General features: G+C 71.6%; 20 protein-coding genes, 1 pseudogene and 1 riboswitch. Of the genes and pseudogenes, 11 read left to right on the top strand and 10 right to left on the bottom strand.

Going from position 1 to position 21,260, the window contains the following annotated elements; translation table 11 throughout:
• Positions 1-64: 64 nt before the first annotated feature.
• Positions 65-1,279 carry an ornithine--oxo-acid transaminase gene (gene rocD / locus CP983_RS16570; RefSeq protein WP_150500167.1) on the bottom strand — a complete coding sequence of 405 codons (1,215 nt, stop codon included), beginning with the start codon at positions 1,277-1,279 and terminating at the stop codon, positions 65-67.
• Positions 1,280-1,440: 161 nt separating this feature from the next.
• Positions 1,441-1,538, top strand: a riboswitch (ZMP/ZTP riboswitch).
• A 31-nt stretch (positions 1,539-1,569) separates the two neighbouring features.
• Between rocD and CP983_RS16565 the strand changes: the two genes are divergently transcribed.
• Positions 1,570-3,018 carry a glycine hydroxymethyltransferase gene (locus tag CP983_RS16565; RefSeq protein WP_150500165.1) on the top strand — a complete coding sequence of 483 codons (1,449 nt, stop codon included), beginning with the start codon at positions 1,570-1,572 and terminating at the stop codon, positions 3,016-3,018.
• Positions 3,019-3,041: 23 nt separating this feature from the next.
• On the opposite strand, the gene CP983_RS16560 is transcribed toward CP983_RS16565, so the two are convergent.
• From CP983_RS16560 to CP983_RS16545, 4 genes are all read right to left on the bottom strand, one after another.
• Positions 3,042-3,767, bottom strand: a complete 726-nt coding sequence (locus CP983_RS16560; protein ID WP_373309857.1) for a hypothetical protein — start codon at positions 3,765-3,767, stop codon at positions 3,042-3,044.
• A complete protein-coding gene (locus CP983_RS16555; RefSeq protein ID WP_150500163.1) occupies positions 3,764-4,510 on the bottom strand; it encodes a hypothetical protein in 747 nt (248 codons plus the stop codon). Before CP983_RS16555 ends, CP983_RS16560 begins: the two co-directional genes overlap by 4 nt.
• 606 nt (positions 4,511-5,116) lie before the next feature.
• Positions 5,117-6,013, bottom strand: coding sequence for a hypothetical protein (locus tag CP983_RS16550; protein ID WP_373309867.1), 897 nt, complete (start codon positions 6,011-6,013; stop codon positions 5,117-5,119).
• Entirely contained in the window at positions 6,000-6,608 is a 609-nt protein-coding gene (locus tag CP983_RS16545) for an RNA polymerase sigma factor (protein ID WP_185844069.1), read from the bottom strand. Before CP983_RS16545 ends, CP983_RS16550 begins: the two co-directional genes overlap by 14 nt.
• Before the next feature lie 89 nt (positions 6,609-6,697).
• Here CP983_RS16545 and trpS point away from each other — a divergent pair, with 89 nt between their 5' ends.
• Together trpS and CP983_RS16535 are read left to right on the top strand one after the other, a co-directional pair.
• The gene (gene trpS / locus CP983_RS16540; RefSeq protein WP_107903877.1) at positions 6,698-7,711 is read left to right on the top strand and encodes a tryptophan--tRNA ligase; all 1,014 of its coding nucleotides are present in this window, start codon (positions 6,698-6,700) and stop codon (positions 7,709-7,711) included.
• Positions 7,712-7,930: 219 nt separating this feature from the next.
• Positions 7,931-8,512 carry a 2'-5' RNA ligase family protein gene (locus CP983_RS16535; protein ID WP_150500161.1) on the top strand — a complete coding sequence of 194 codons (582 nt, stop codon included), beginning with the start codon at positions 7,931-7,933 and terminating at the stop codon, positions 8,510-8,512.
• A gap of 23 nt (positions 8,513-8,535) precedes the next feature.
• Here CP983_RS16535 and dprE2 read toward each other — a convergent pair whose 3' ends face one another.
• Positions 8,536-9,291: a decaprenylphospho-beta-D-erythro-pentofuranosid-2-ulose 2-reductase gene (gene dprE2, locus CP983_RS16530; protein ID WP_150500159.1), complete on the bottom strand. Its 756-nt coding sequence runs from the start codon at positions 9,289-9,291 to the stop codon at positions 8,536-8,538.
• 79 nt (positions 9,292-9,370) lie between these two features.
• Complete coding sequence (dprE1, locus tag CP983_RS16525) at positions 9,371-10,726, bottom strand: decaprenylphosphoryl-beta-D-ribose oxidase (protein WP_150500157.1); 1,356 nt, start codon at positions 10,724-10,726, stop codon at positions 9,371-9,373.
• 133 nt (positions 10,727-10,859) lie between these two features.
• Between dprE1 and CP983_RS16520 the strand changes: the two genes are divergently transcribed.
• From CP983_RS16520 to CP983_RS16505, 4 genes and pseudogenes are all read left to right on the top strand, one after another.
• A complete protein-coding gene (locus CP983_RS16520) occupies positions 10,860-11,402 on the top strand; it encodes a phosphatase PAP2 family protein (RefSeq protein ID WP_150500155.1) in 543 nt (180 codons plus the stop codon).
• Complete coding sequence (locus tag CP983_RS16515; RefSeq protein WP_150500153.1) at positions 11,395-12,387, top strand: decaprenyl-phosphate phosphoribosyltransferase; 993 nt, start codon at positions 11,395-11,397, stop codon at positions 12,385-12,387. The genes CP983_RS16520 and CP983_RS16515 overlap by 8 nt, the downstream gene beginning before the upstream one ends.
• Positions 12,388-12,450: 63 nt before the next feature.
• Positions 12,451-12,827 (top strand): annotated as a pseudogene (locus tag CP983_RS44710) (GtrA family protein); the annotation flags it as partial.
• Complete coding sequence (locus CP983_RS16505) at positions 12,815-13,822, top strand: YihY/virulence factor BrkB family protein (RefSeq protein WP_150500151.1); 1,008 nt, start codon at positions 12,815-12,817, stop codon at positions 13,820-13,822. The pseudogene CP983_RS44710 and the gene CP983_RS16505, both read left to right, overlap by 13 nt.
• On the opposite strand, the gene CP983_RS16500 is transcribed toward CP983_RS16505, so the two are convergent.
• A complete protein-coding gene (locus CP983_RS16500) occupies positions 13,770-15,053 on the bottom strand; it encodes a D-alanyl-D-alanine carboxypeptidase family protein (protein WP_341874892.1) in 1,284 nt (427 codons plus the stop codon). The two genes, CP983_RS16505 and CP983_RS16500, sit on opposite strands and share 53 nt — an antisense overlap.
• A gap of 91 nt (positions 15,054-15,144) precedes the next feature.
• On the opposite strand from CP983_RS16500, the gene CP983_RS16495 reads away from it, so the two are divergent.
• From CP983_RS16495 to CP983_RS16480, 4 genes are all read left to right on the top strand, one after another.
• Positions 15,145-15,384 (top strand): SCO4848 family membrane protein, encoded by a 240-nt coding sequence (locus CP983_RS16495; RefSeq protein WP_030954132.1) that lies wholly within the window; start codon positions 15,145-15,147, stop codon positions 15,382-15,384.
• Between the two features lie 57 nt (positions 15,385-15,441).
• On the top strand, positions 15,442-16,734 hold the full coding sequence (locus CP983_RS16490; protein WP_150500149.1) for a metallophosphoesterase: 1,293 nt from the start codon (positions 15,442-15,444) through the stop codon (positions 16,732-16,734).
• Positions 16,735-16,934: 200 nt separating this feature from the next.
• The gene (locus tag CP983_RS16485) at positions 16,935-18,491 is read left to right on the top strand and encodes an ABC transporter substrate-binding protein (RefSeq protein ID WP_150500147.1); all 1,557 of its coding nucleotides are present in this window, start codon (positions 16,935-16,937) and stop codon (positions 18,489-18,491) included.
• A 114-nt stretch (positions 18,492-18,605) separates the two neighbouring features.
• A complete protein-coding gene (locus CP983_RS16480) occupies positions 18,606-19,043 on the top strand; it encodes an ATP-binding protein (RefSeq protein WP_150500145.1) in 438 nt (145 codons plus the stop codon).
• A gap of 15 nt (positions 19,044-19,058) precedes the next feature.
• Here the strand turns inward: CP983_RS16480 and CP983_RS16475 are convergent, their stop codons facing one another.
• Both CP983_RS16475 and CP983_RS16470 read right to left on the bottom strand, forming a co-directional pair.
• Positions 19,059-20,531: a sensor histidine kinase gene (locus CP983_RS16475; protein ID WP_107903854.1), complete on the bottom strand. Its 1,473-nt coding sequence runs from the start codon at positions 20,529-20,531 to the stop codon at positions 19,059-19,061.
• Positions 20,528-21,217 (bottom strand): response regulator transcription factor, encoded by a 690-nt coding sequence (locus CP983_RS16470; RefSeq protein ID WP_030953486.1) that lies wholly within the window; start codon positions 21,215-21,217, stop codon positions 20,528-20,530. Before CP983_RS16470 ends, CP983_RS16475 begins: the two co-directional genes overlap by 4 nt.
• Positions 21,218-21,260: the final 43 nt, after the last annotated feature.

Raw genomic sequence — 21,260 nt, 5'->3', positions numbered from 1 at the left:
GAGCACGGGCGCCTACTGCCCGGCGACCAACTCCGTCGGCGCCCGCCCCCACCCGGCGGCGCACTCACACCCCGAGCACATCCCGCAACTGGGCGAGCCCCCAGTCCAGATCCTCCTTCCCGATCACCAGGGGCGGCGCGATCCGGATCGTCGCCCCATGGGTGTCCTTCACGAGCACACCCCGGTCCATCAGCTTCTCGGACACCTCCCGCCCCGTGCCGTACGCCCGCGCGATGTCGACACCCGCCCACAGGCCGCGCCCCCGCACCTCCGTCACCCGGCCCGTCCCCGTCAACAGGCCCAGCTCCCGGTGCAGATGAGCGCCCAGCTCGGCCGCCCGCGCCTGGAACTCGCCCGTCCGCAGCATCGCGATCACCTCCAGCGCCACCGCACACGCCAGCGGATTCCCGCCGAACGTCGACCCGTGCTCCCCGGGCCGGAACACCCCGAGCACATCGGCCGACGACACCACCGCCGACACCGGCACGACCCCGCCCCCGAGCGCCTTGCCCAGCACATACATGTCCGGCACGACCCCCTCGTGCTCGCACGCGAACGTGCGCCCCGTACGGCCCAGCCCCGACTGGATCTCGTCCGCCACGAACAGCACGTCCCGCTCCCGCGCCAGCTCCCGCACCGCCGACAGGTAACCCGCCGGAGGCATGAGCACCCCCGCCTCGCCCTGGATCGGCTCCAGCAGCACGGCCACCGTGTTCTCCGTCAACGCCTCCCGCATCGCCGTCAGATCCCCGTACGGCACGATCTCGAAGCCCGGCGTGTACGGCCCGAAGTCCGCCCGCGCCTCCGGATCGGTGGAGAAACTGATGATCGTCGTCGTCCGGCCGTGGAAGTTGTTGCCCGCGACCACGATCTTCGCCATCTCCGCCGGCACGCCCTTGACCCGGTAACCCCACTTCCGGGCGGTCTTCACGGCCGTCTCCACCGCCTCCGCGCCGGTGTTCATCGGCAGCACCATCTCCATCCCGCACAGCTGCGCGAGCTCCTCGCAGAACGCGGCGAACCGGTCGTGGTGAAACGCCCGCGACGTCAGCGTCACCCGCTCCAGCTGCGCCTTCGCCGCCGCCAGGATCCGCCGGTTGCCGTGCCCGAAATTGAGCGCCGAATACCCGGCCAGCAGATCCAGATACCGCCGTCCCTCCACATCCGTCATCCACGCCCCGTCCGCCGTCGTCACCACGAGCGGCAACGGGTGGTAGTTGTGCGCACTGTGCGCGTCGATCGCGGCGATCTGCGATTCGGTGCTGCTCGACGTAGTCACGGGGCTCTCCGTTTCCGCCGCCGCGAGGGCTCGTGTCCCGGCAGTCACGAGGCTCACGGCCACTGTCCATTTCCTGCCTCCGCGTGCTGTGCCGCCCCCTTCTATCGTGGCTCGCATGGTGGACGCACGGCCATGGCGCGCCGGCCCGCCCGGTAGGCTGATCGTCGGGCCGTGACTGGCGCGCTGGGATGGACCAACCATCGGGGAGCGGCCCCTGGACCGAAGTCCAGACCGAGTGCCGTGCGCCTGGGCCGTACCGTGATCGCTGCACACGACGTCCGGAGGTCCCCATGTCAGCCGAGCCCTTCTCCACCGAGTCCACCGCCTTCCGTTCCGCCCTCGACGTGATCCGCGCCGTCGAGCCGCGCGTGGCCGATGCCATCGGCCAGGAGGTCGCCGACCAGCGCGAGATGCTCAAGCTGATCGCCTCCGAGAACTACGCCTCCCCGGCCACCCTCCTGGCGATGGGCAACTGGTTCAGCGACAAGTACGCCGAGGGCACCGTCGGCCGCCGCTTCTACGCCGGCTGCCGCAACGTCGACACCGTCGAGTCCCTCGCCGCCGAGCACGCCCGCGAGCTCTTCGGTGCCCGCCACGCCTACGTCCAGCCCCACTCCGGCATCGACGCCAACCTCGTCGCCTTCTGGGCCGTCCTCGCCCAGCGCGTCGAGGCCCCCGCCCTGGAGAAGGCCGGCGTCCGCCAGGTCAACGACCTCTCCGAGGCCGACTGGGCCGAGCTGCGCAGCGCCTTCGGCAACCAGCGCATGCTCGGCATGTCCCTGGACGCCGGCGGCCACCTCACCCACGGCTTCCGCCCCAACATCTCCGGCAAGATGTTCGACCAGCGCTCCTACGGCACCGACCCCGCCACGGGCCTGATCGACTACGAGGCGCTGCGTGCCTCGGCCCGCGACTTCAAGCCGCTGATCATCGTCGCCGGCTACTCCGCCTACCCCCGTCTCGTGAACTTCCGGATCATGCGCGAGATCGCCGACGAGGTCGGCGCCACGCTCATGGTCGACATGGCCCACTTCGCGGGTCTCGTCGCCGGCAAGGTCCTCACCGGCGACTTCGACCCGGTCCCGCACGCCCAGATCGTCACCACCACCACCCACAAGTCGCTGCGCGGCCCGCGCGGCGGCATGGTCCTGTGCGACGACTCCCTCAAGGACCAGGTCGACCGCGGCTGCCCGATGGTCCTCGGCGGCCCGCTCCCGCACGTCATGGCCGCCAAGGCCGTCGCCCTCGCGGAGGCCCGCCGTCCCTCGTTCCAGGACTACGCCCGGCGCATCGTCGACAACTCCCGCGCGCTGGCCGAGGGCCTGATGCGCCGCGGCGCGACCCTGGTGACCGGCGGCACCGACAACCACCTGAACCTGATCGACGTCACCTCCTCCTACGGCCTCACCGGCCGCCAGGCCGAGGCCGCGCTCCTTGAATCCGGCATCGTCACCAACCGCAACGCCATCCCGGCCGACCCCAACGGCGCCTGGTACACCTCCGGCATCCGCATCGGCACTCCCGCCCTCACCACCCGTGGCCTGGGCACCGCCGAGATGGACGAGGTCGCCGCCCTCATCGACCGTGTCCTCGCCACCACCGAGGCCGGCACCACCAGCAAGGGCGCTCCGTCCAAGGCGCAGCACGTCCTCGACCCCAAGGTCGCCGACGAGATCTCCCGCCGCGCCACCGACCTCGTCACCGGCTTCCCGCTGTACCCGGAGATCGACCTGGGCTGACGCCCACCACCAGGACCGACGGCCTAGAGATCCAGGTCGATCAACTCCTGGCGTGGCTCCTGACGCGGCGGTCCGGCTTCCGGCCGGGCCGCCGCGCGGCGTATCAGCAGCGTGCCGCCGACCCCCGCCGCGAACCCGACGGCCAGCCCCGCGAGCGCCCACCCGGTGTCACCCAAATCCGCACCGGGCCGATCCCAGGCCGCCGCACCCACGGCAGCCGCGGTGAGCTCGTCCTCCGTTTCGCCGAGCAGCGCCGCCAGGTCCAGCCGCTCGAAGACGGAGCGAGGTGCCCGATGCCAGCGGATGTCGTCGTCCTCCACGTCCGGCGCGAGATCCGACCGCACCCAAGGTGTGCCGTCCCCCGCTACGAACAGCTGGTCCTGCCTCTCCATGGCCACGTCACCGCCCGGCGCCCGATTCGTCTGCGGCCAGCCACCGACGCCCGTCAGTCCCCAGAGCACCGTGATCCTTATCGGTGGATGACGCCCCTCCGCCCAGCTCTCCGGCACCCGCTCCGTCCCGACGTACGTCGGCTGCAACAGCTGCCAGAGACGGGCGAAACCCGGCTGGCCGGAGTGCAGGGCCACCGTGCGGCCCGATCCGCCCGCGACGACCATCGCCACATCGGGGACGTCCCGCGGCTGTGCCGGGGCGGCCCGGGCGGTCGCCGCAGCTCCCCACAGGGCGAGTGCCGCCGACGCCGTCACGAGCAGCGCGAGCCGTAGCTTTCCGCCCAGGTCGGCCCTCATACGTCCCGCAACTCCTGCCTCGGCCCCGGCTCACCGCGCAGGCGGTCCAGGGGGAGCCGCAGGGCGAGGGGGCGCAGAGCGAGCGCGAGCACCGCTCCGGCCGCCGCGCCCGGCAGGGCCCACCACCAGTCGGTGCCGTCGCTGGAGGCCGACGCCGACGCCGACCCCGCCCCTGAGCCGGACTCCGTCCCTGGCCCCGACCCTGACCCGGACGCGGCCGAGGTCGTCTCGTCCGCAGCGGAGGGTGAGTCCTGCGCGCCGTTGTCCGTGCCGGACGCCTCCTCGTCCGGCGGGAAGATCGCCGCGCCGCCCTCGGAGGAGGCCTTGCCCATCAGGCCCAGCTTCGAGAGCAGAGCGCGCAGCTTGGACGGTTGATGGGCCCGGTGCCAGGTGCCGTTCGTCGTGCTGCCCAGGTCCGACGCGGTGTGGATCCAGACGTCCTTCCCGTCGTCGACCGGATAGACCCGGTCGAGGCGCCAGGGCGACACGTCATGGACCATCCACGTGACGTTGATCTGGCGGGCCGCCTCCAGAGCGGCCTCCGGCGGCTTGTTCCGCGTGCCCAGGGCGGCTGAGCCGAGCAGCCGCTCCAGCTGTCCGTACTCCTTGTCGGAGTAGTACAGCGAGGCCGTCTCGGTGCTTTCCGGCGAGACCAGGAGCACGCTCGTCGGGCCGCCGGCCGATGCCGGGGCGGCGGCGCCCCACACCAGCAGAGCGAGCGCGGCCGCCAACGCACCGGTCAACGCCGTGAGTTCACGACACCGACCCCTCCAGCCGACCCCGCCCTCACGTCCGCCCCCGCCCTTGCCTCCGCCTGCGCCGCCGCGCGAGCACCGTCCCGAGCAACCCATCCCACGCCCCCGCAACCGGTGTCCCCAGCGGCCGACCCCATGTCCGCACATCCGAACCCCCAACCCAAGCGATCCCCGTGCGACCCGTCCCCGAGCCGCGTGTCACTTCTGGTACACCGCCCGACCCGCCTGGGTTCCCACCCCGCCCCCACTATTTCCGGCCCATGCATTTCGGGCCACGATCCGGACCGAAATCCTGGGACCGGTTGTTTGGAGGGCCCTTCGGAAGGGCCCTCCCAGAAGCCGCCGGAGCCGCCGGAGCCGCCGGAGCCGCCGGAGCCGCTGGAGCCGCCGAAGCCGCCAGGGCCGTCTGAGCCGCCCAACCGGCCCGGGCCGCCCAACCGATCCGGACCCCCACAGGACCGCCAGGCCCGCCCCAAACCCGTCCCGAAGCCCCTACGGGGGACCCGCCGCGCGCCCGCCCCCCGGCCGAGCAGCCCGCCACCAGCCGGCGACGGCCATCGCCCGCCCCGACACCCCAGCCGCGCTGCCCGTCGGCTACTCCACCGACCGCGCCACCGCCAGGGCCCGCGCCTTGGACCCCACCCCTTCCAGCCGCAGCGCCACGCTCTCGCCCTCCGCGCCATGGCTCCACAGCAGGGTCGGACCGGCCGTCCGCTCCTCGCGGGTGAAGCGCTCCCCGCTCGGGTCCACCAGCCAGAAGGTCAGCAGATGTGGGCGGGCGAACCACAGGGCCTGGTCGGCCGCCGTCCCGTTCGTGCCGCCCGAGGCGTCGGAGCCCAGCGAGATCCACTCCGGAGGTTCGCGGACCGTCTTGGCGAAGCCGATGTCCAGGCTCGCCCGGCGCTCGTCCAGCCGTATCGTGCGGCCGTCCTCGCGCCAGCACAGGCTCACCAGGAACCGTCCCCGTGGCTCACCGGTCACCGCGACCGCGTCCGGAGCGCCGAGCTCCTTCGGCACCACCGGTGCGAAGCCGGCCCGCCGCTCGGCCTCGGCCAGCGACACCGGGTCGTCGCAGCCGGGGACCTCGGCGCCGGGGGCGGGGGTCGCCGACGGGTCGTACCGCACCCCGACGCCCGCGAAGTCGAACCAGTCGAGGACCGCCGCCCGCACGGGGGGCGTGAGCACCAGGACCGTCAGCAGGCCGCACAGCGTCGCGGTCAGCGAACGCCACCGCATCCGCGTCCAGCGCCGCACCGCCCGCAGCCGCTCGGCCGCCCCCGTCGGCTCGGCCACCGGCACGGGCACCTGCTCGGCGAGGAGCTGCCCCAGCACCCGCTCGACCATCGTCTCGGCCCCGTCCGCCGCACCCGGCGGGTCCAGCGAACGCCCGAGCGCCCGCAGCTCCTCCGGCAGACGGGTCGGATCGACACGCCGACCACGATCACCGGGACCTCGTCCCTCGGAACCGCGACCGCGATCACCCGGCCTCATGCTCATCACCCCCTTCCCGAGGCTGGAAGTCCGGCAGCAACCGCCCCAGCTTCCGCAACGCGCGGTTCAGCCGGGATTTCACCGTGCCCCTGGGCCAGCCGAGGGCCTGGGCCGTCTCGGACTCGTCCATCTCCAGGAGATAGCGGTAGGTGACGACCAGGCGGTGTTCCTCGCTCAGCTTCTCCAGGGCTGCCTGGAGGGCGGCACGGCGCTCTATCTCCAGCGCGGCGACCGCCGGGTCCGCCGATTCCGGTATCAGGGGTTCCGCCTCCACCAACGCCGCCTCGCGCCCGGCGAGCGTGCGCTGGCGGGCCGCCGTACGCACTGTGTTCCTCGTCTCATTGGCCACGATCGCCAGCAGCCACGGCTTGAACGCCGAGCCGTCCTTGAACCGGCCCAGCGAGCAGTACGCCTTGACGAAGGCCTGCTGCACCACGTCCTCCGCGTCCGCACCCGCCCCGAGCGCGGCGGCCGCCCTGAGCGCGATGCCCGTATGGGCCCGCACCAGCTGCGCGTACGCCTCCGGCTCCCCGGCGCGTACGCGTGCGATCACCGCGGCCTCATCGACGATGCGGCCCCCCTCCCGCGTCCTCACACCTTTGTTACACCGCCGGGGACGGATCGGTTCCCATCTGTTTCCGACCAGTTCCGAACCGGCCCCCGAGACCTGAGAGAATGATGAGCATGGCCTCTGATCGACCCCGTGTGCTCTCCGGAATCCAGCCCACCGCAGGCTCGTTCCACCTCGGCAACTACCTCGGCGCCGTCCGCCAGTGGGTGGCGCTCCAGGAGACCCACGACGCGTTCTACATGGTCGTCGACCTGCACGCGATCACGATCCCGCAGGACCCGGCCGAGCTGCGCGCCAACACCCGGCTCGCAGCCGCCCAGCTCCTCGCGGCCGGTCTCGACCCGGAGCGCTGCACGCTCTTCGTCCAGAGCCACGTCCCCGAGCACGCCCAGCTCGCCTGGATCATGAACTGCCTCACCGGCTTCGGCGAGGCCTCCCGCATGACCCAGTTCAAGGACAAGTCCGCCAAGCAGGGCGCGGACCGGGCGTCGGTCGGCCTGTTCACGTACCCGATCCTCCAGGTCGCGGACATCCTGCTGTACCAGGCCAACGAGGTCCCGGTCGGCGAGGACCAGCGCCAGCACATCGAGCTCACCCGTGACCTCGCCGAGCGCTTCAACGGCCGCTTCGGCGCGACCTTCACCGTCCCGAAGCCGTACATCCTCAAGGAGACGGCGAAGATCTACGACCTTCAGGACCCGGCGATCAAGATGAGCAAGTCGGCGTCCACGCCGAAGGGCCTCATCAACCTGCTCGACGAGCCCAAGGCCACCGCCAAGAAGGTCAAGAGCGCGGTCACCGACACCGACACCGTCATCCGCTACGACGCCGGGAACAAGCCCGGTGTCAGCAACCTGCTCACCATCTACTCGACCCTCACGGGGACGGGAATCGCGGAACTTGAGCAGAAGTACGACGGCAAGGGCTACGGTGCGCTCAAGACGGACCTCGCCGAGGTCATGGTCGAGTTCGTGACGCCCTTCCGGGAGCGCACCCAGCAGTATCTGGACGACCCGGAGACGCTGGACTCGATCCTGGCCAAGGGCGCGGAGAAGGCGCGCGCCGTCGCCGCGGAGACCCTCTCCCAGGCGTACGACAAGGTGGGCTTCCTGCCCGCCAAGCACTGAGCCCGCACCACGGCAGGCGGCCGGAATGCGGCCGTACCACCGCACAGCGCTGCACATCACTACGGTTGCGCCTGCCCGCAGCACAGTCGTGGCCGTACAGTCGATAGCCGGGCGGTCGCGCACGCGGCCGTTCACGCTCACCAACAGGGCACGGGTTCACTCATCCGGGACGAGCTTCTCGCGATGGACGAGCTCATGAGAGAGACGACAGGAGACGACGTGGGGACCGTAACGATCGGCGTGTCGATCGCGGTCCCGGAGCCTCACGGCAGCCTGCTCCAGGAGCGGCGCGCGGGCTTCGGCGACGCCGCGGCTCACGGCATCCCCACGCACGTCACGCTGCTGCCGCCGACAGAGGTCGACGCCTCGCTGCTGCCCGCGATCGAGGCCCACCTCGTCGAGGTCGCGGCATCCGGGCGGCCGTTCCCGATGAAGCTGTCCGGCACCGGGACCTTCCGGCCGTTGTCGCCGGTCGTCTTCGTCCAGGTCGTCGAGGGCGCCGAGGCCTGCACCTGGTTGCAGAAGCAGGTCCGCGACGCCTCCGGACCGGTCTCACGCGAACTGCTGTTCCCGTACCACCCGCATGTCACGGTCGCCCACGGCATCGACGAAGAGTCGATGGACCGCGCCTTCGAGGAACTCTCCGACTACGAGGCCCACTGGCCCTGCACCGGCTTCGCCCTCTACGAGCAGGGCGCCGACGGCGTCTGGCGCAGGCTGCGGGACTACGCCTTCGGCGCCGGCGCGGTGGTGCCGCCGCAGGCGGGGCATGTGGAGCGCGGGTCGATCTCGGCGAGTTAGTTCTGCCGGGGGTGTCGGTACGGTCAGATCGGCAGCCGACGGAACAGCCCTCGCGGCGCATGCCGGAGCGCCGACATCACCACCCTGAGTGTGCCCGGTACCCACACCGTCTCCGAGCGGCGGCGCAGGCCCAGTTCGATCGCCGTCGCGACCGCTTCGGGGGTGGTCGCGAGGGGCGATTCCTCAAGGTCGGCGGTCATCTTCGAGCGCACGAATCCGGGGCGCACGACCATGACGTGCACGCCGGTGCCGTGCAGCGCGTCGCCCAGGCCCTGGGTGAAGGTGTCGAGGCCGGCCTTGCTGGAGCCGTAGATGAAGTTGGCGCGGCGGGCCCGCTCGCCGGCGACGGACGACAGGACGACCAGCGAGCCGTGGCCCTGGGACTGGAGCGCGCCGGCGCTGACCAGGGCCGCGGACACGGCGCCGGTGTAGTTGGTCTGCGCGACCCGCACCGCGTTCAGGGGCTCCCTCTCGTCGCGTGCCTGGTCGCCGAGGATCCCGAAGGCGAGCAGCACCATGTCGATGTCGCCCTCAGCGAAGACCTTGCCGAGGACCGTCTCGTGGGACTCGGGGTCGAGCGCGTCGAAGGTGACGGTGCGAACCTCGGCGCCCAGGGCGCGCAGATCGGCCGCGGACTGATCGAGGGCGGGCGACGGGCGGCCCGCCAGCCACACCGTGCGGGTACTGCGTGCGATCAGGCGGCGCGCGGTGGCCAGCGCGATCTCGGACGTACCGCCGAGGACGAGCAGGGACTGGGGGATGCCGAAGGCGTCCTTCACGACAGCTCCTAGAGATCGGGAGTCCGGAGCTCCTGGAGATCGGGAGTCCGGGGGAGGGCAGGGGATCCGGTGCCGGGCCCTACAGGCCGAGGCGGCGGGCCAGGTCCGAGACGAACACCCCGCGCGGGTCGATCTCCGCGCGCAGGGCGCGGAACTCGTCCAGGCGCGGGTACATCGTGGCCAGCACGTCGGGCCGCAGCCGGGAGTCCTTGGCGAGGTAGACGCGCCCGCCGGCCGCGGCCACGTCCTCGTCCAGCGTGTCCAGAAGGGCGCCGAGCCCGGGCAGCCCGGCCGGGATGTCCAGGGCCAGCGTCCAGCCGGGCACCGGGAAGGAGAGCCAGCCGGGGTCGGCGTCCCCGAAGCGCTTGAGGACCGCCAGGAAGGACGGGCAGCGGTGCTCGCAGACGCGCCGCACGATGTCGCGCAAGGTCTCTTCCCGGCCGTGCCCGACGACGAACTGGTACTGCACGAAGCCGCCCCGGCCGTAGATCCGGTTCCAGTGGGGCACGCCGTCCAGCGGGTGGAAGAACCGGGCGAGCGACTGGAGTTCGCCGGTACGCGCGTGTGGCGCCCGGCGGTACCAGAGCTCGTTGAACCAGCCCACGGTACGGCGGCTCAGCAGGCCCTCCGGGAGGACCGCGGGCGGGGCGGGCAACCGGGCCGTGCGGAAGGCGAGCGGCTCCCTACGCGCGCGTGTGCCCTCACGCAGCGCCTCCAGGGGGGCGTGGTCGCCGCGGGTGAGCACCGCGCGGCCCATCGCCGGGCCGCGGGCCAGCAGGTCGATCCAGGCGACCGAGTAGCGGTAGTGGTCGTCGCCGGTGGTCAGGCGGGCCAGCAGGTCGTCGAGGTCCCGCGCGCGCTCGGTGTCGACCGACATCAGCGAGGTCGTCACCGGCTGGAGCTGGATCGTCGCGGTGAGGATCACGCCGGTCAGGCCCATGCCGCCGGTGGTCGCGTCGAACAGGGGCGTGTCGCGGCCGACGGCGCGGACCTCGCCGTCGGCGGTGAGGAGTTCCATCGACAGCACATGGCGCGAGAAGGAGCCCGAGACGTGGTGGTTCTTGCCGTGGATGTCGGCTCCGATCGCGCCGCCGACCGTCACATACCGGGTGCCGGGCGTCACCGGTACGAACCAGCCGAGCGGGAGCAGCACCTCCATCAATCGGTGCAGGGAGACCCCCGCGTCGCACAGCACGATGCCGTTGTCGGCGTCGATCGCGTGCACCCGGTCCAGGCCGGTCATGTCCAGGACCATGCCGCCGGCGTTCTGCGCCGCGTCCCCGTACGCCCGTCCCAGGCCCCTCGGGATGCCTCCGCGTGCCCCGCAGCCCCGGACGGCCGTCGCGGCCTCCTGGTACGTCCTGGGACGGATCAGGCGGGCGTTGGTGGGGGCGGTGCGGCCCCATCCCGAGACGGAGACGGTGTCGGCAGGCATGTCGGCGACCGTAGCGTCCGTATGCGGGCGATCAGTTCTGAAACATTCCTCGTCTCCCCAAAATGGGTGATTAATGGGATGTCGCCCAATATTGTCGTAGTTCCGGCTCGGTCGGCGTGAACAGTGAGTCCACATGGGCCACCTCGACGACATGGACCACCGAAGCCTCGCGGGAGTGGACCGGCGAATCCTTTCGGCGGTCCACGCCCACGGCCGTGACCCACGTGTCGCGGGTGCCGCGCGTGCCCTTTCCAGGGCGGGCGAGCACGGTGCGCTGTGGCTGGCGGCGGGCCTCGCCGGGGCCGTGGTGGACGGGCGCCGACGCGGCGCCTGGATGCGCGGCACGGCGCTCACGGCAGGAGCGCACCTCGTCAGCATGGGGGTGAAAAGGGTGGTGCGCCGCCCGCGCCCGGCGCTTGTCGAACCCCGGGTCCGCACCCTCGGCCGGCACTCCTTCCCCAGCTCCCACGCGGCCTCCGCCACCGCCGCGGCCGTCGCCTTCGGCGCGCCCGGCGCGTACGCGATCGTGCCGCTGGCCACCGCGATGTGTCTGTCACGCCTGGTCGTCGGCGTGCACTACCCCTCGGACGTGGCGGCCGGCGCGGCGCTGGGAGCACTCACCGCGCGCGTGGGGGCGAGTTGGATGCGGAGAGCGGGCGGGCACGGCCATGCCTGAGACCGCGCACCTGACGAGTGCCGCGCGCATCCGGGAAGCGGCACTCCACCAGCAGCGCACACCCCCGCGCCGCGCCGCACCGCCACCCCGCAAGCGCGGCCCGGGCCCCCTGCTGCGTGGCCTCCTCAAGACCGCGCGCCCCAAGCAGTGGATCAAGAACATCCTGGTCATCGCGGCCCCGGCCGCCGCGGGCCGGCTCTTCTCCGCCCACGCGGCGATCCAACTCGCCCTCGTCTTCACGCTCTTCACCGCCTGCGCCGCCGCCGTCTACCTGATCAACGACGCCCGTGACGCCGACGCGGACCGCGCCCACCCGACCAAGCGGCACCGCCCCGTCGCCGCCGGACAGGTCCCCGTACCGGTCGCCTACGCCGTCGGAGGCGTCCTCGGCGTCCTCGCCCCGGCCGCCGCGGCCTGGCTCACCTCGCCCCTCGTCGCGGCCCTGCTCGCCGCCTACCTCGGCATGCAACTGGCGTACTGCGTCAGCCTCAAGCACGTCCTGGTCATCGACCTCGCCGTCGTCACCACTGGGTTCCTGATGCGGGCCGCCGTCGGCGGGCTCGCGCTCGGCATTCCGCTGTCGCGGTGGTTCCTCATCACGACCGGGTTCGGGGCGCTGTTCATGGTGTCGGCCAAGCGCTACTCCGAGGCCGTGCAGATGGAGGGCAGAGCGGGCGCCACGCGCGCGCTGCTCACCGAGTACACCGCCGGATACCTGCGCTTCGTCTGGCAGTTGGCGGCCGGCGTCGCCGTCCTCGGCTACTGCCTGTGGGCCGTGGAGGAGGGCGGCGTCCCGCACACCGGGCTGCTGCCCTGGCGCCAGCTGTCCATGGTCGCCTTCGTCCTCGCGATCCTGCGCTACGCCGTGTTCGCCGACCGCGGCACCGCGGGCGAGCCCGAGGAGGTCGTCCTGCGCGACCGTGCGCTCGCCGTCATCGGGGTGGTGTGGCTGGCGATGTACGGCATGGCGGTGGCCAATTGGTAGGCACGCGCGCGTGCCCGACACGACAGGGCGGCCAGGAAACCGCCAGCCCGGAAACCGCTGGCCCGAAAACCGCTGGCCCTCGACCCCCTCACGGCGAAGGCCGTCTCCTTCGTGGCCGGCTGCACCGTCGCCTACGCCGGGAACGCGCGCGGCACCTACCGCCACGCCCGCGGCCGGGGCCTGGGCGCCCCTACGCCGCCTTCTTCGCGGTGAACGCAGCCGGAGCAGTCGTACAGCTGCTGTGCCTCACCCTGAGCCTCCCCCACTCTCGGTTTCGCTCGAGCGGGGGGACCCCCATAGGCCTCGGCCTCACCTCCCAGCTCGCGGACACGGTCTCGGGAGCGGGAATCGGCATGGCGCCGGCTACAGTCCTGCGGTTTTGGGGCACACGGACATTGGTCTTCCCTGCGGAGGGCAGAGTCGGATCATGGACTGGCTGAAGAGACTTCCCGTCGTCGGGTCCGCGGTGACCCGGCTGATGGCCACGCACGCGTGGCGGTCGTACGAGCGCATGGATCGGGTGAAGTGGACACGGCTGGCCGCCGCGATGACCTTCACCAGCTTCATCGCGCTGTTCCCGCTGCTCACGCTGGCCGCGGCGATCGCCGCCGCGACGCTCAGCCAGGACCAGCAGGACAAACTCGAGGACAAGCTCGCCGACCAGGTGCCCGGCATCGCCGACCAGCTCAACATCAGCGGCCTCGTCGAGAACGCCGGCACGGTCGGACTCATCGCGGGCGCCCTGCTGCTGGTCACCGGCATCGGCTGGGTCACCTCCATGCGCGAGTGCCTGCGCGCGGTGTGGGAGCTGCCAGACCCCGAGGAGAACCCCGTCCTGCACAAGGTCAAGGACGCGGGCGTCCTGGTCGGCTTCGGCGGCGCCGTGCTCGTGACCATCGCGGCGTCCACCGTCGCCTCCGCCCTGGTCGGCTGGATCACCCGGCAGCTGGGCATCGACGAGGGCGGCTGGGGCGGGGTCCTGCTGCAGATCGCAGCGTTCCTCGTCGCCGTGCTCGCGAACTTCCTGCTGCTGCTCTACGTCCTGACCCTGCTGCCCGGTGTCGAGCCGCCACGCCGCCGGCTGTTCGTGGCCGCACTGATCGGCGCGATCGGGTTCGAACTGCTGAAGCTGCTGCTCAGCGGCTATATGCAGGGCGTGGCCACGAAGAGCATGTACGGGGCGTTCGGCGTACCGGTCGCCCTGCTGCTGTGGATCAACTTCACCGCGAAGCTGGTGGTGTTCTGCGCCGCCTGGACGGCGACGGGGAACAAGGAGACCGAGGTCGAGGGCGAGAGGGCCGAAACAGAGGACGAGACGGCGGCCACCGAGGACTCGGCGGCCGGAACCGAGGGCCCGGCCGCCGAATCCGCGAAGTCCGGCGTCAGGAACGACCCCGACGGCGCACCAGGTCGGGCAGCGGCCAGCGGCGGTTGATCAGGAACACGCCCGCGGCGAGCAGCACCAGCGCCCCGCCGGTGATCCCGAGCGCCACCCCGATGCCGGTCGAACCGCTCGCGGCCGAGGCGCCGACCGCCGACTTCGACGACTTCTCCGCGTCCCCGGTGCCACCGGCCTCCCCGGAGTTGTTCGAGCCCGGCTGCGCGCTGGCCTGCGCCGCGCTCTTCGGCGGCACCAGCTCACCCACCGGCTGCACCTTCCCGGCGGCCTTGAAGCCCCAGTCGAAGAGCCGCGCGGTCTCCTTGTAGACCTCGTTGTGCTCGCTCTTCTCCGGGTTCATGACCGTGACGAGCAGCACCTTGCCGTTGCGCTCGGCCACGCCCGTGAAGGTGGCTCCGGCGTTCGTGGTGTTGCCGTTCTTGACGCCCGCGATGCCCTGGTACACGGGGATGTCGCTGTCGCCGGCCAGCAGCCGGTTGGTGTTCTGGATCTCGAAGGTCTCGCGGACCGACTTGCCCTTCTTCTTCGACGTCGAGCCCGGGAACTTCGCGGTGACCGTCGAGCAGTACTCGCGGAAGTCCTTCTTCTGGAGCCCGGAGCGGGCGATCAGGGTCAGGTCGTACGCGGAGGAGACCTGGTGGGGAGCGTCGTAGCCGTCGGGGGACACCGCGTTGGTGTCGAGGGCCTGGAGCTCCTCGGCGTGCTCGTTCATCTCCTTGACGGTGTTGTCGATTCCGCCGTTCATCTTCGACAGCACGTGCACGGCGTCGTTGCCGGAACGCAGGAAGACCCCGAGCCACAGGTCGTGGACGCTGTAGGTCTCGCCCTCCTTTATCCCGACCATGCTGGAGCCCGCGCCGACGTCCACGAGGTCGGACGGCACGACCTTGTGCTCGACGCTCTTGGGGAACTTCGGCAGCACCGTGTCGGCGAACAGCATCTTCATGGTGCTCGCGGGAGGAAGCCGCCAGTGCGCGTTGTGCGCGGCGAGCACATCGCCGGACTCGGCGTCGGCGATGACCCAGGACCGCGCGGTGAGGTCCTTGGGCAGCACCGGGACGCCGCTCGCCAGGTTGACCTGGGTGCCGGCCTGCCCGAGCCGCTCGCCGCCCACGGTCGACATGCCCGCCGGGGGAGTGGCCGACGGGCTCGTACTCGGGGACGGCTTGGGGGCCGCGTGGGAGACGGGCGCGGTCAGCGCGAGGGACGACACGACGGCGGAAGCGACCAGCAGGGCACGCCTGGCGGTCTTCATGGGTGCGGGCACGACGGAGAACGTACATGCCGTTGCCATGGAAGTCCCGCTTCTGTCCCCACCCCGCTCGGAGGACCCGACACGGGGCGTTGATACTGAACTCATGAAGCTCAGCCGCCCGGTCTCCTGGTTCCTGCTCGCCTTCGGGGTGTGGAGCTGGGTCATCTGGGTCACTTTCGTCAAAAATTTGATCAAGGACAGCAGCGGGCTGGCGTTCGACGACGGTCACCCCACGGCGTACTTCTGGGTGCACTTGCTGCTCGCCGTCGTCTCCTTCGTATTGGGGACGGTCGTCGGAGTCATTGGGTTGCGTGGAGTGCGGGCACTGCGCCGGATGTCATAGGAACTCGGCCAGGGCCCGGGACGTTCACTCGTCACGCAAGGGAAAGGGAACGTCCGCGTGGTCATCGTCTTCGCGCTCGCCGCGCTGCTCGTGCTGTCCGTCGTGGTGGTGGGCAACTGGTGGATGTGGCGTCGTCTGTTCCGTGACACGACCCGCGCTCCCGGCCTCGTGCGCCGGGTGGGCGTGGTGGTGATCGTCGGCGGCTGGGCGCTGACGATCGGCGGCCTGGTCGCCGAGCGCACGGGCGCGCCCTTCTGGCTCCAGCAGGTCCTGGCCTGGCCGGGCTTCCTGTGGCTGGCCCTGGCGATGTACCTGATGCTGGGCGTCCTGGCCGGTGAGCTCGTACGGCCCCTGCTGCGCCGCTGGCTCGAGAGACGGGCGCGCGTGGGGGAGGCCGAGGCCGTACCGGCACCGGAGCCCGAGCCCGTCCCGGTGGCCGCCGCGGGTCCGGCCGACCCGCCCCCGCCTTCGGCGACCGACTCGCCCGCGGACTCCACGGCACCGCCCGGCGGCCCCCTGGCCGCCCCCACCCGGCGTCTCTTCGTCTCCCGGGTCATCGCCGGAACCGCCGCCGCAGCCGCCGTCGGGACCGTCGGCTACGGCACCTACGGCGTTCTGCGGGGCCCGAAGGTCAAGCGGGTCACTGTCCCGCTGGCCAAGCTGCCGCGCGCGGCGCACGGTTACCGGATCGCGGTCGTCAGCGACGTCCATCTGGGCCCCGTCCTAGGCCGGGGCTTCGCGCAGAAGGTCGTCGACACCATCAACGGCACCCAGCCCGACCTCATCGCCGTCGTGGGCGACCTGGTCGACGGCAGCGTGAAGGACCTCGGCCCGGCGGCCGCCCCGCTCGCCGGGCTCCGGGCACGGCACGGCGCGTACTTCGTCACCGGCAACCACGAGTACTTCTCGGGTGCCGAGCAGTGGATCGAGGAGGTTCGCCGCCTGGGCCTGCGCCCGCTGGAGAACGCCCGCACCGAACTGCCCCACTTCGACCTGGCCGGCGTCAACGACGTCGCGGGCGAGAGTGAGGGCCAGGGCCCCGACTTCGCCAAGGCGCTCGGCGACCGGGACAGGGCACGCGCGTGCGTGCTGCTCGCCCATCAGCCGGTCCAGATCCACGACGCCGTCGACCACGGCGTCGACCTCCAGCTCTCCGGCCACACCCACGGCGGCCAGCTGTGGCCAGGCAACCTCGTCGCGGGCCTGGCGAATCCGACCCTCGCGGGTCTGGAGCGGTACGGCGACACACAGCTGTACGTCAGCCGCGGCGCCGGTGCCTGGGGCCCGCCCACGCGCGTGGGCGCCGAGTCGGACATCACGGTGATCGAGCTGGCGTCCCGTCAGGCCTGACCGCCCGCGGCCACCCCGAATCTGTGAACAGCCTGTGAAACCTACTGGAAACGCCCGTAGGTAAGTTCTTTCTCATGTCGCCAGAATCCTCTTCCCCCTGACGAAATCCGTGTGATTAGGTGTGCGCGCCACTTAGGGGAGTGGCTCATTCCAATAGCTCATGCGGGGGCCCGTCGAGGGCCTGGGGAGAGGGCACACCCATGCGTTCCATTCGCATGCGGATTCTCGCGACGCTGCTCGTGCTGGCGGCCGTGGGAGTGGGCGGCTGGCAGTTGTTGCCGTCGCAGCAGGACGACAGCAGGACCATCACGGTCGGCACGACGGACGGTGTCACGTCGCTGGACCCGGCCGGCGCCTATGACGCCGGTTCCTGGGCACTGTTCAGCAACGTCTTCCAGTCGCTGCTGACATTCGAGCCGGGCGGCGTGACACCCGTGCCCGACGCGGCCCGGAGTTGCAGCTTCGACGGCACCGGTCTGCGTACCTACCGGTGCGAGTTGCGGGAGGGGCTCACCTTCCCGAGCGGGCGCGCGATGACGGGCGAGGACGTGAAGTTCTCCTTCGACCGGGTCAAGCGGATCAAGTCGGACGTCGGCCCGTCCTCGCTGCTGGACACCCTCGCGTCGGTGAGCGCGAGCGGCCGTGACGTCACGTTCCATCTCTCGTCGCCCGACGCCACGTTCCCGCTGAAGGTGGCCACCGGCGCCGGCGCGATCGTGGACCGCGAGAAGTATCCGGCCAAGGCGCTGCGCACCGACAACGGTGTCGACGGCACCGGCCCGTACAACCTCACCGGGTACACCAAGGACAAGCAGGCCACCCTCGCCCCCAACACGCACTACAGGGGAGCGATCAGCGGTACCGGCCGCCCGGTGGAACTGCGGTACTACGGCGACGGGAACGCCCTGGAGAAGGCGTGGAAGGGCAAGCAGGTCGACGTCGCCACACGCACGCTGCCGCCCGAGGTCCTCGCCGGCCTGAACGCCTCCGACCCGGGTCAGCGTGTCTCCGAGGCCGACAGCTCCGAGATCCGCAACCTCTACTTCAACACCCGCAAGGCCTCGCCCCTGCACGACGTCAGGGTCCGGCAGGCCATGGCCTGGCTGATCGACCGCGAGAAGCTCGCCGCGACCGTGTACAAGGGCACCGTCGACCCGCTGTACTCGCTGATCCCGACCGGCATCACCGGCCACACCACGTCGTACTTCGACGCCTACCCCCGGCTGAACAAGGCCAAGGCGCGCGCCCTGCTCACCGACGCCGGCGCCGCCCTGCCCGTGCGCTTCACCTACGGCTACGCCACCGGCCGCGGTTCCGGGGCCGAGGAGGCCTCGGAGATCAAGCGGCAGCTGGAGGCGACCGGCCTGTTCAAGGTGACGCTCAAGGGCTACGAGTGGACCGACTTCCAGAAGCGCTGGGCGAGCGGCAAGCTCGACGCGTACGCCGTCGGCTGGGTCGCCGACTTCCCCGACCCGGACACCTACGGGGGCCCGCTCGTCGGCACGAACGGCACCATGAGCACCGGATACAGCGACAAGTCCGTGGACCAGCTGATCACGGCCAGCCAGCAGTACGCCGACCGCGGCGAGGCGACGAAGGACTTCCGCTCGCTCCAGGAGGCCGTCGCCCGCGACGTCCCCGTGATCCCGCTGTGGCAGGCCAAGGAGTACGTCGTCTCCAGCGAGGAGGTCGGCGGCGGCCAGTACCTCTCCGACGGCACCGGCGTCTTCCGGCTCTGGCGTCTCACCTGGATCTGACGTCTCACCCGGATCTGACGCGATCTCGTCGCCCCGACCCTCCAGGCGATGGTGCAGAAGGGGCACCCGGCGCTGCACCATGTGAGGGAGGTGTGCGTGGGGTGAGGAGCAAACGTGTTGAGACGCAACGCCTTCAGGCTGCCCCGGCATCCGGCGTCCGTCGGTCTCGCGCGGCGCCGGGTCCGGGATCACCTGGCCGACTGGGGGCACGGACCGCGCGATCCGGCGCTTCAGGACGCGGTGCTGCTCGTCTCCGAGCTGGCCACCAACGTCGTCCGGCACGGCCCGTCCCCGCGCTTCGGGAGCGGGGAGCACCCGCAGCCGGAGCGTGAGTTCGAGGTCGCGGTCACCGCGCTCGCCGACGGCTCCTGTCTGATCGAGGTGTCGGACGAGAGCCAACAGGAGCCGCGGCTGCGGGCGGTGGGGGAGTGGGAGGAGGCCGGCCGCGGCCTGCACCTGGTGGAGAACCTGGCCGCGGCGTGGGGAGTGTGGAGCCGGGGACGGCACGGCAAGACGGTGTGGGCGCTGATAATCACCAACCTGGGCCCCTGAGAGGCCGCGTGACGGTTACGACCGTGAAGCCGCACCGGTCGCGAGGATCACCGTGACGGCCAGCCCCTCGCCCGGCGCCGTCCGCACCGCGACCTCGCCGCCGTGGGCCTCCACCACGCCCTGCACGATCGCCATCCCGAGCCCGCTGCCCGCACCTCCGCCGGCCCGGAAGAACCGGTCGAAGATCCGTGCCGCGTCCTCCTCGCACAGCCCGGCCCCCTTGTCCTCGACACACAGCCGCACGACGCCGTCCGTCCGCTCGAGACCCAGCCGCACCGGCACGTCGGCGGGCGTGTGCGTGCGGACGTTGCTCAGCAGATTGCCCAGCACCTGGCGCAGCCCCGACTCGTCGGCGTGCACCAGCAGGGTGCCGTCGGCGTCGACCGTGATCGGCCGCTCGGGCTGCTGCACCCGCAGGTCCTCGGCGGACTCGCGCACCAGCCGGCTCAGGTCGACGTTGCGGAAGCGCAGTTCGGGCCGCTGGTCGAGCCGGGCGAGGGTGAGCAGCTCGTCGACGAGCCGGCCCATGCGGTCGACCTCGCCGTTCATCCGGTCCCAGACCCGCTTGCGCTCGGCGGGCTCCGGCAGCATCCCCCGGTCGTACAGCTGGAGATAGCCGCGTATCGCGGCCAGCGGGGTGCGCAGTTCGTGCGAGGCGTCGCCGACGAACCGGCGCAGCTGGGCCGCGCTGCGCTCGCGCGTGCGGTACGCCGACTCCACCTGGTGGAGCATCGAGTTCAGGGCCACCCGCAGCTGCTCGACCTCCAGCGTCGGATCGCTGTTGGACGGGATGCGCCGGGTCAGATCGCCTTCTGCTATCGCCGACGAGGTCTCCACCATGTCCTCCAGCGGCCGCATCCGGCGGCGCACGCTGAACATGGTCAGACAGCCGAGCAGCGCCAGCAGCAGCGTGCCGACGGCCAGGTCCATCCTGAGGGCCTTGCCCATGCCTTCGTGCAGGCCCTCGGTCGGGACGGCGATCAGCACGATGGTGCCGTCCGCCAGCTGCGCGCCGACCATGCGGTAGCGGTCGCCGTCGACCCGTACGTCCCGTGGATCCTCGTCCGCCGCGAGGGCCACCGGGTCCTTCGCGGCGGCGGCCAGGGCGTGCTGGCGGGGTGTCGGCGTCAGCGGGCCGAGGGCGACCGGCCGTCCGGCGGTGTCGACGGCGACGTAGACCATGCTCGGGCTCGGCAGCGGGTCGGTGTCGCGGGCGCCGCCGTCGGTGAACTTGTCCAGCGCGACGCCCAGTTCGCTCAGCGACTCGATCTGGCGCAGTGTGAACCCGGCGTGCCCCAGGGTGGTGCGCGCGCTCTTCAGCTCGCTGTCGACCTTGTCGAGCAGGTAGAACCGCGCGGTCACCAGGCTGACCGCGGTCGCGACGACGATGCCGATGGCCAGCAGCGCCACGTTCGCCAGGGTCAGCTTGCCGCGCAGGGAGTGGATCCCGCGCGGGCGGCCGACGCGGGAGATCCAGGGGATCCTCATGCCAGCCCGTATCCGACACCGCGCCGCGTGGTGATCACCGGTGGTCCCAGGGCGTCCAGCTTGCGCCGCAGATAGCTGATGTAGGTCTCCACGACGGTCGACTCCGGCGGGGTGTGTTCGTACTGCCAGACATGGCGCAGGAGCTGGTCCTTGGGCACGATCCGGCCGCCGTTGCGGACCAGGAAGCGCAGCAGGGCGTACTCGGTCGGGGTGAGCTCGACGGTGCGGCCCGCGCGGCGCACCGAGTACGTCGTCTCGTCCAGCTCCAGATCGCCGTATCTCAGCGGCGGACGCTGCGGCAGGACGTCGGCGGGGCGGGTGCGGCGCAGTACGGCCGTCAGCCGGGCGACGACCACGTCGACGTCGAACGGCTTGGTGATGTAGTCGTCGCCGAAGCCGAGGGCGCCGACGATCTCGGCGGGCGCGTCGCGTGCGGTGAGGAACACCAGCGCCAGGTCGGGCCGGCGCACGCGCAGTTCGCGCCCGAGGGCACGGCCGTCGCCGTCGGGGAGCATGACGTCGAGCAGTGCCGCGTCGGGGCGGGTGCGCTCGGCGAGGCTGAGCGCGTCACGGACGGTGCCCGCCGTCATGACCTCGAACCGGTGGTAGCGCAGGGCGATGGCGAGGACGTCCGCGATGGACTCCTCGTCCTCCACCACCAGCACCGTGCCTGATCCCGTCGTCATGCCCCCAGTATCGGCGGGCCCACTGACAACCGGGCCGGTTCTG

This window comes from Streptomyces chartreusis (genome assembly GCF_008704715.1).
GTDB classification, from domain to species: Bacteria; Actinomycetota; Actinomycetes; order Streptomycetales; family Streptomycetaceae; genus Streptomyces; species Streptomyces chartreusis.
Note: the sequence above shows the minus strand (reverse complement) of the source record. Positions and strands in the feature narration are given on the sequence as shown.

Coding starts and splice junctions, on each gene's coding strand:
- CP983_RS16565 (WP_150500165.1), top strand. CDS start 1,570: ATGTCAGCCGAGCCCTTCTCCACCGAGTCCACCGCCTTCCGTTCCGCC.
- CP983_RS16560 (WP_373309857.1), bottom strand. CDS start 3,767: ATGAGGGCCGACCTGGGCGGAAAGCTACGGCTCGCGCTGCTCGTGACG.
- CP983_RS16550 (WP_373309867.1), bottom strand. CDS start 6,013: ATGAGGCCGGGTGATCGCGGTCGCGGTTCCGAGGGACGAGGTCCCGGT.
- trpS (WP_107903877.1), top strand. CDS start 6,698: ATGGCCTCTGATCGACCCCGTGTGCTCTCCGGAATCCAGCCCACCGCA.
- dprE1 (WP_150500157.1), bottom strand. CDS start 10,726: ATGCCTGCCGACACCGTCTCCGTCTCGGGATGGGGCCGCACCGCCCCC.
- CP983_RS16520 (WP_150500155.1), top strand. CDS start 10,860: ATGGGCCACCTCGACGACATGGACCACCGAAGCCTCGCGGGAGTGGAC.
- CP983_RS16515 (WP_150500153.1), top strand. CDS start 11,395: ATGCCTGAGACCGCGCACCTGACGAGTGCCGCGCGCATCCGGGAAGCG.
- CP983_RS16505 (WP_150500151.1), top strand. CDS start 12,815: ATGGACTGGCTGAAGAGACTTCCCGTCGTCGGGTCCGCGGTGACCCGG.
- CP983_RS16495 (WP_030954132.1), top strand. CDS start 15,145: ATGAAGCTCAGCCGCCCGGTCTCCTGGTTCCTGCTCGCCTTCGGGGTG.
- CP983_RS16485 (WP_150500147.1), top strand. CDS start 16,935: ATGCGTTCCATTCGCATGCGGATTCTCGCGACGCTGCTCGTGCTGGCG.
- CP983_RS16475 (WP_107903854.1), bottom strand. CDS start 20,531: ATGAGGATCCCCTGGATCTCCCGCGTCGGCCGCCCGCGCGGGATCCAC.
- CP983_RS16470 (WP_030953486.1), bottom strand. CDS start 21,217: ATGACGACGGGATCAGGCACGGTGCTGGTGGTGGAGGACGAGGAGTCC.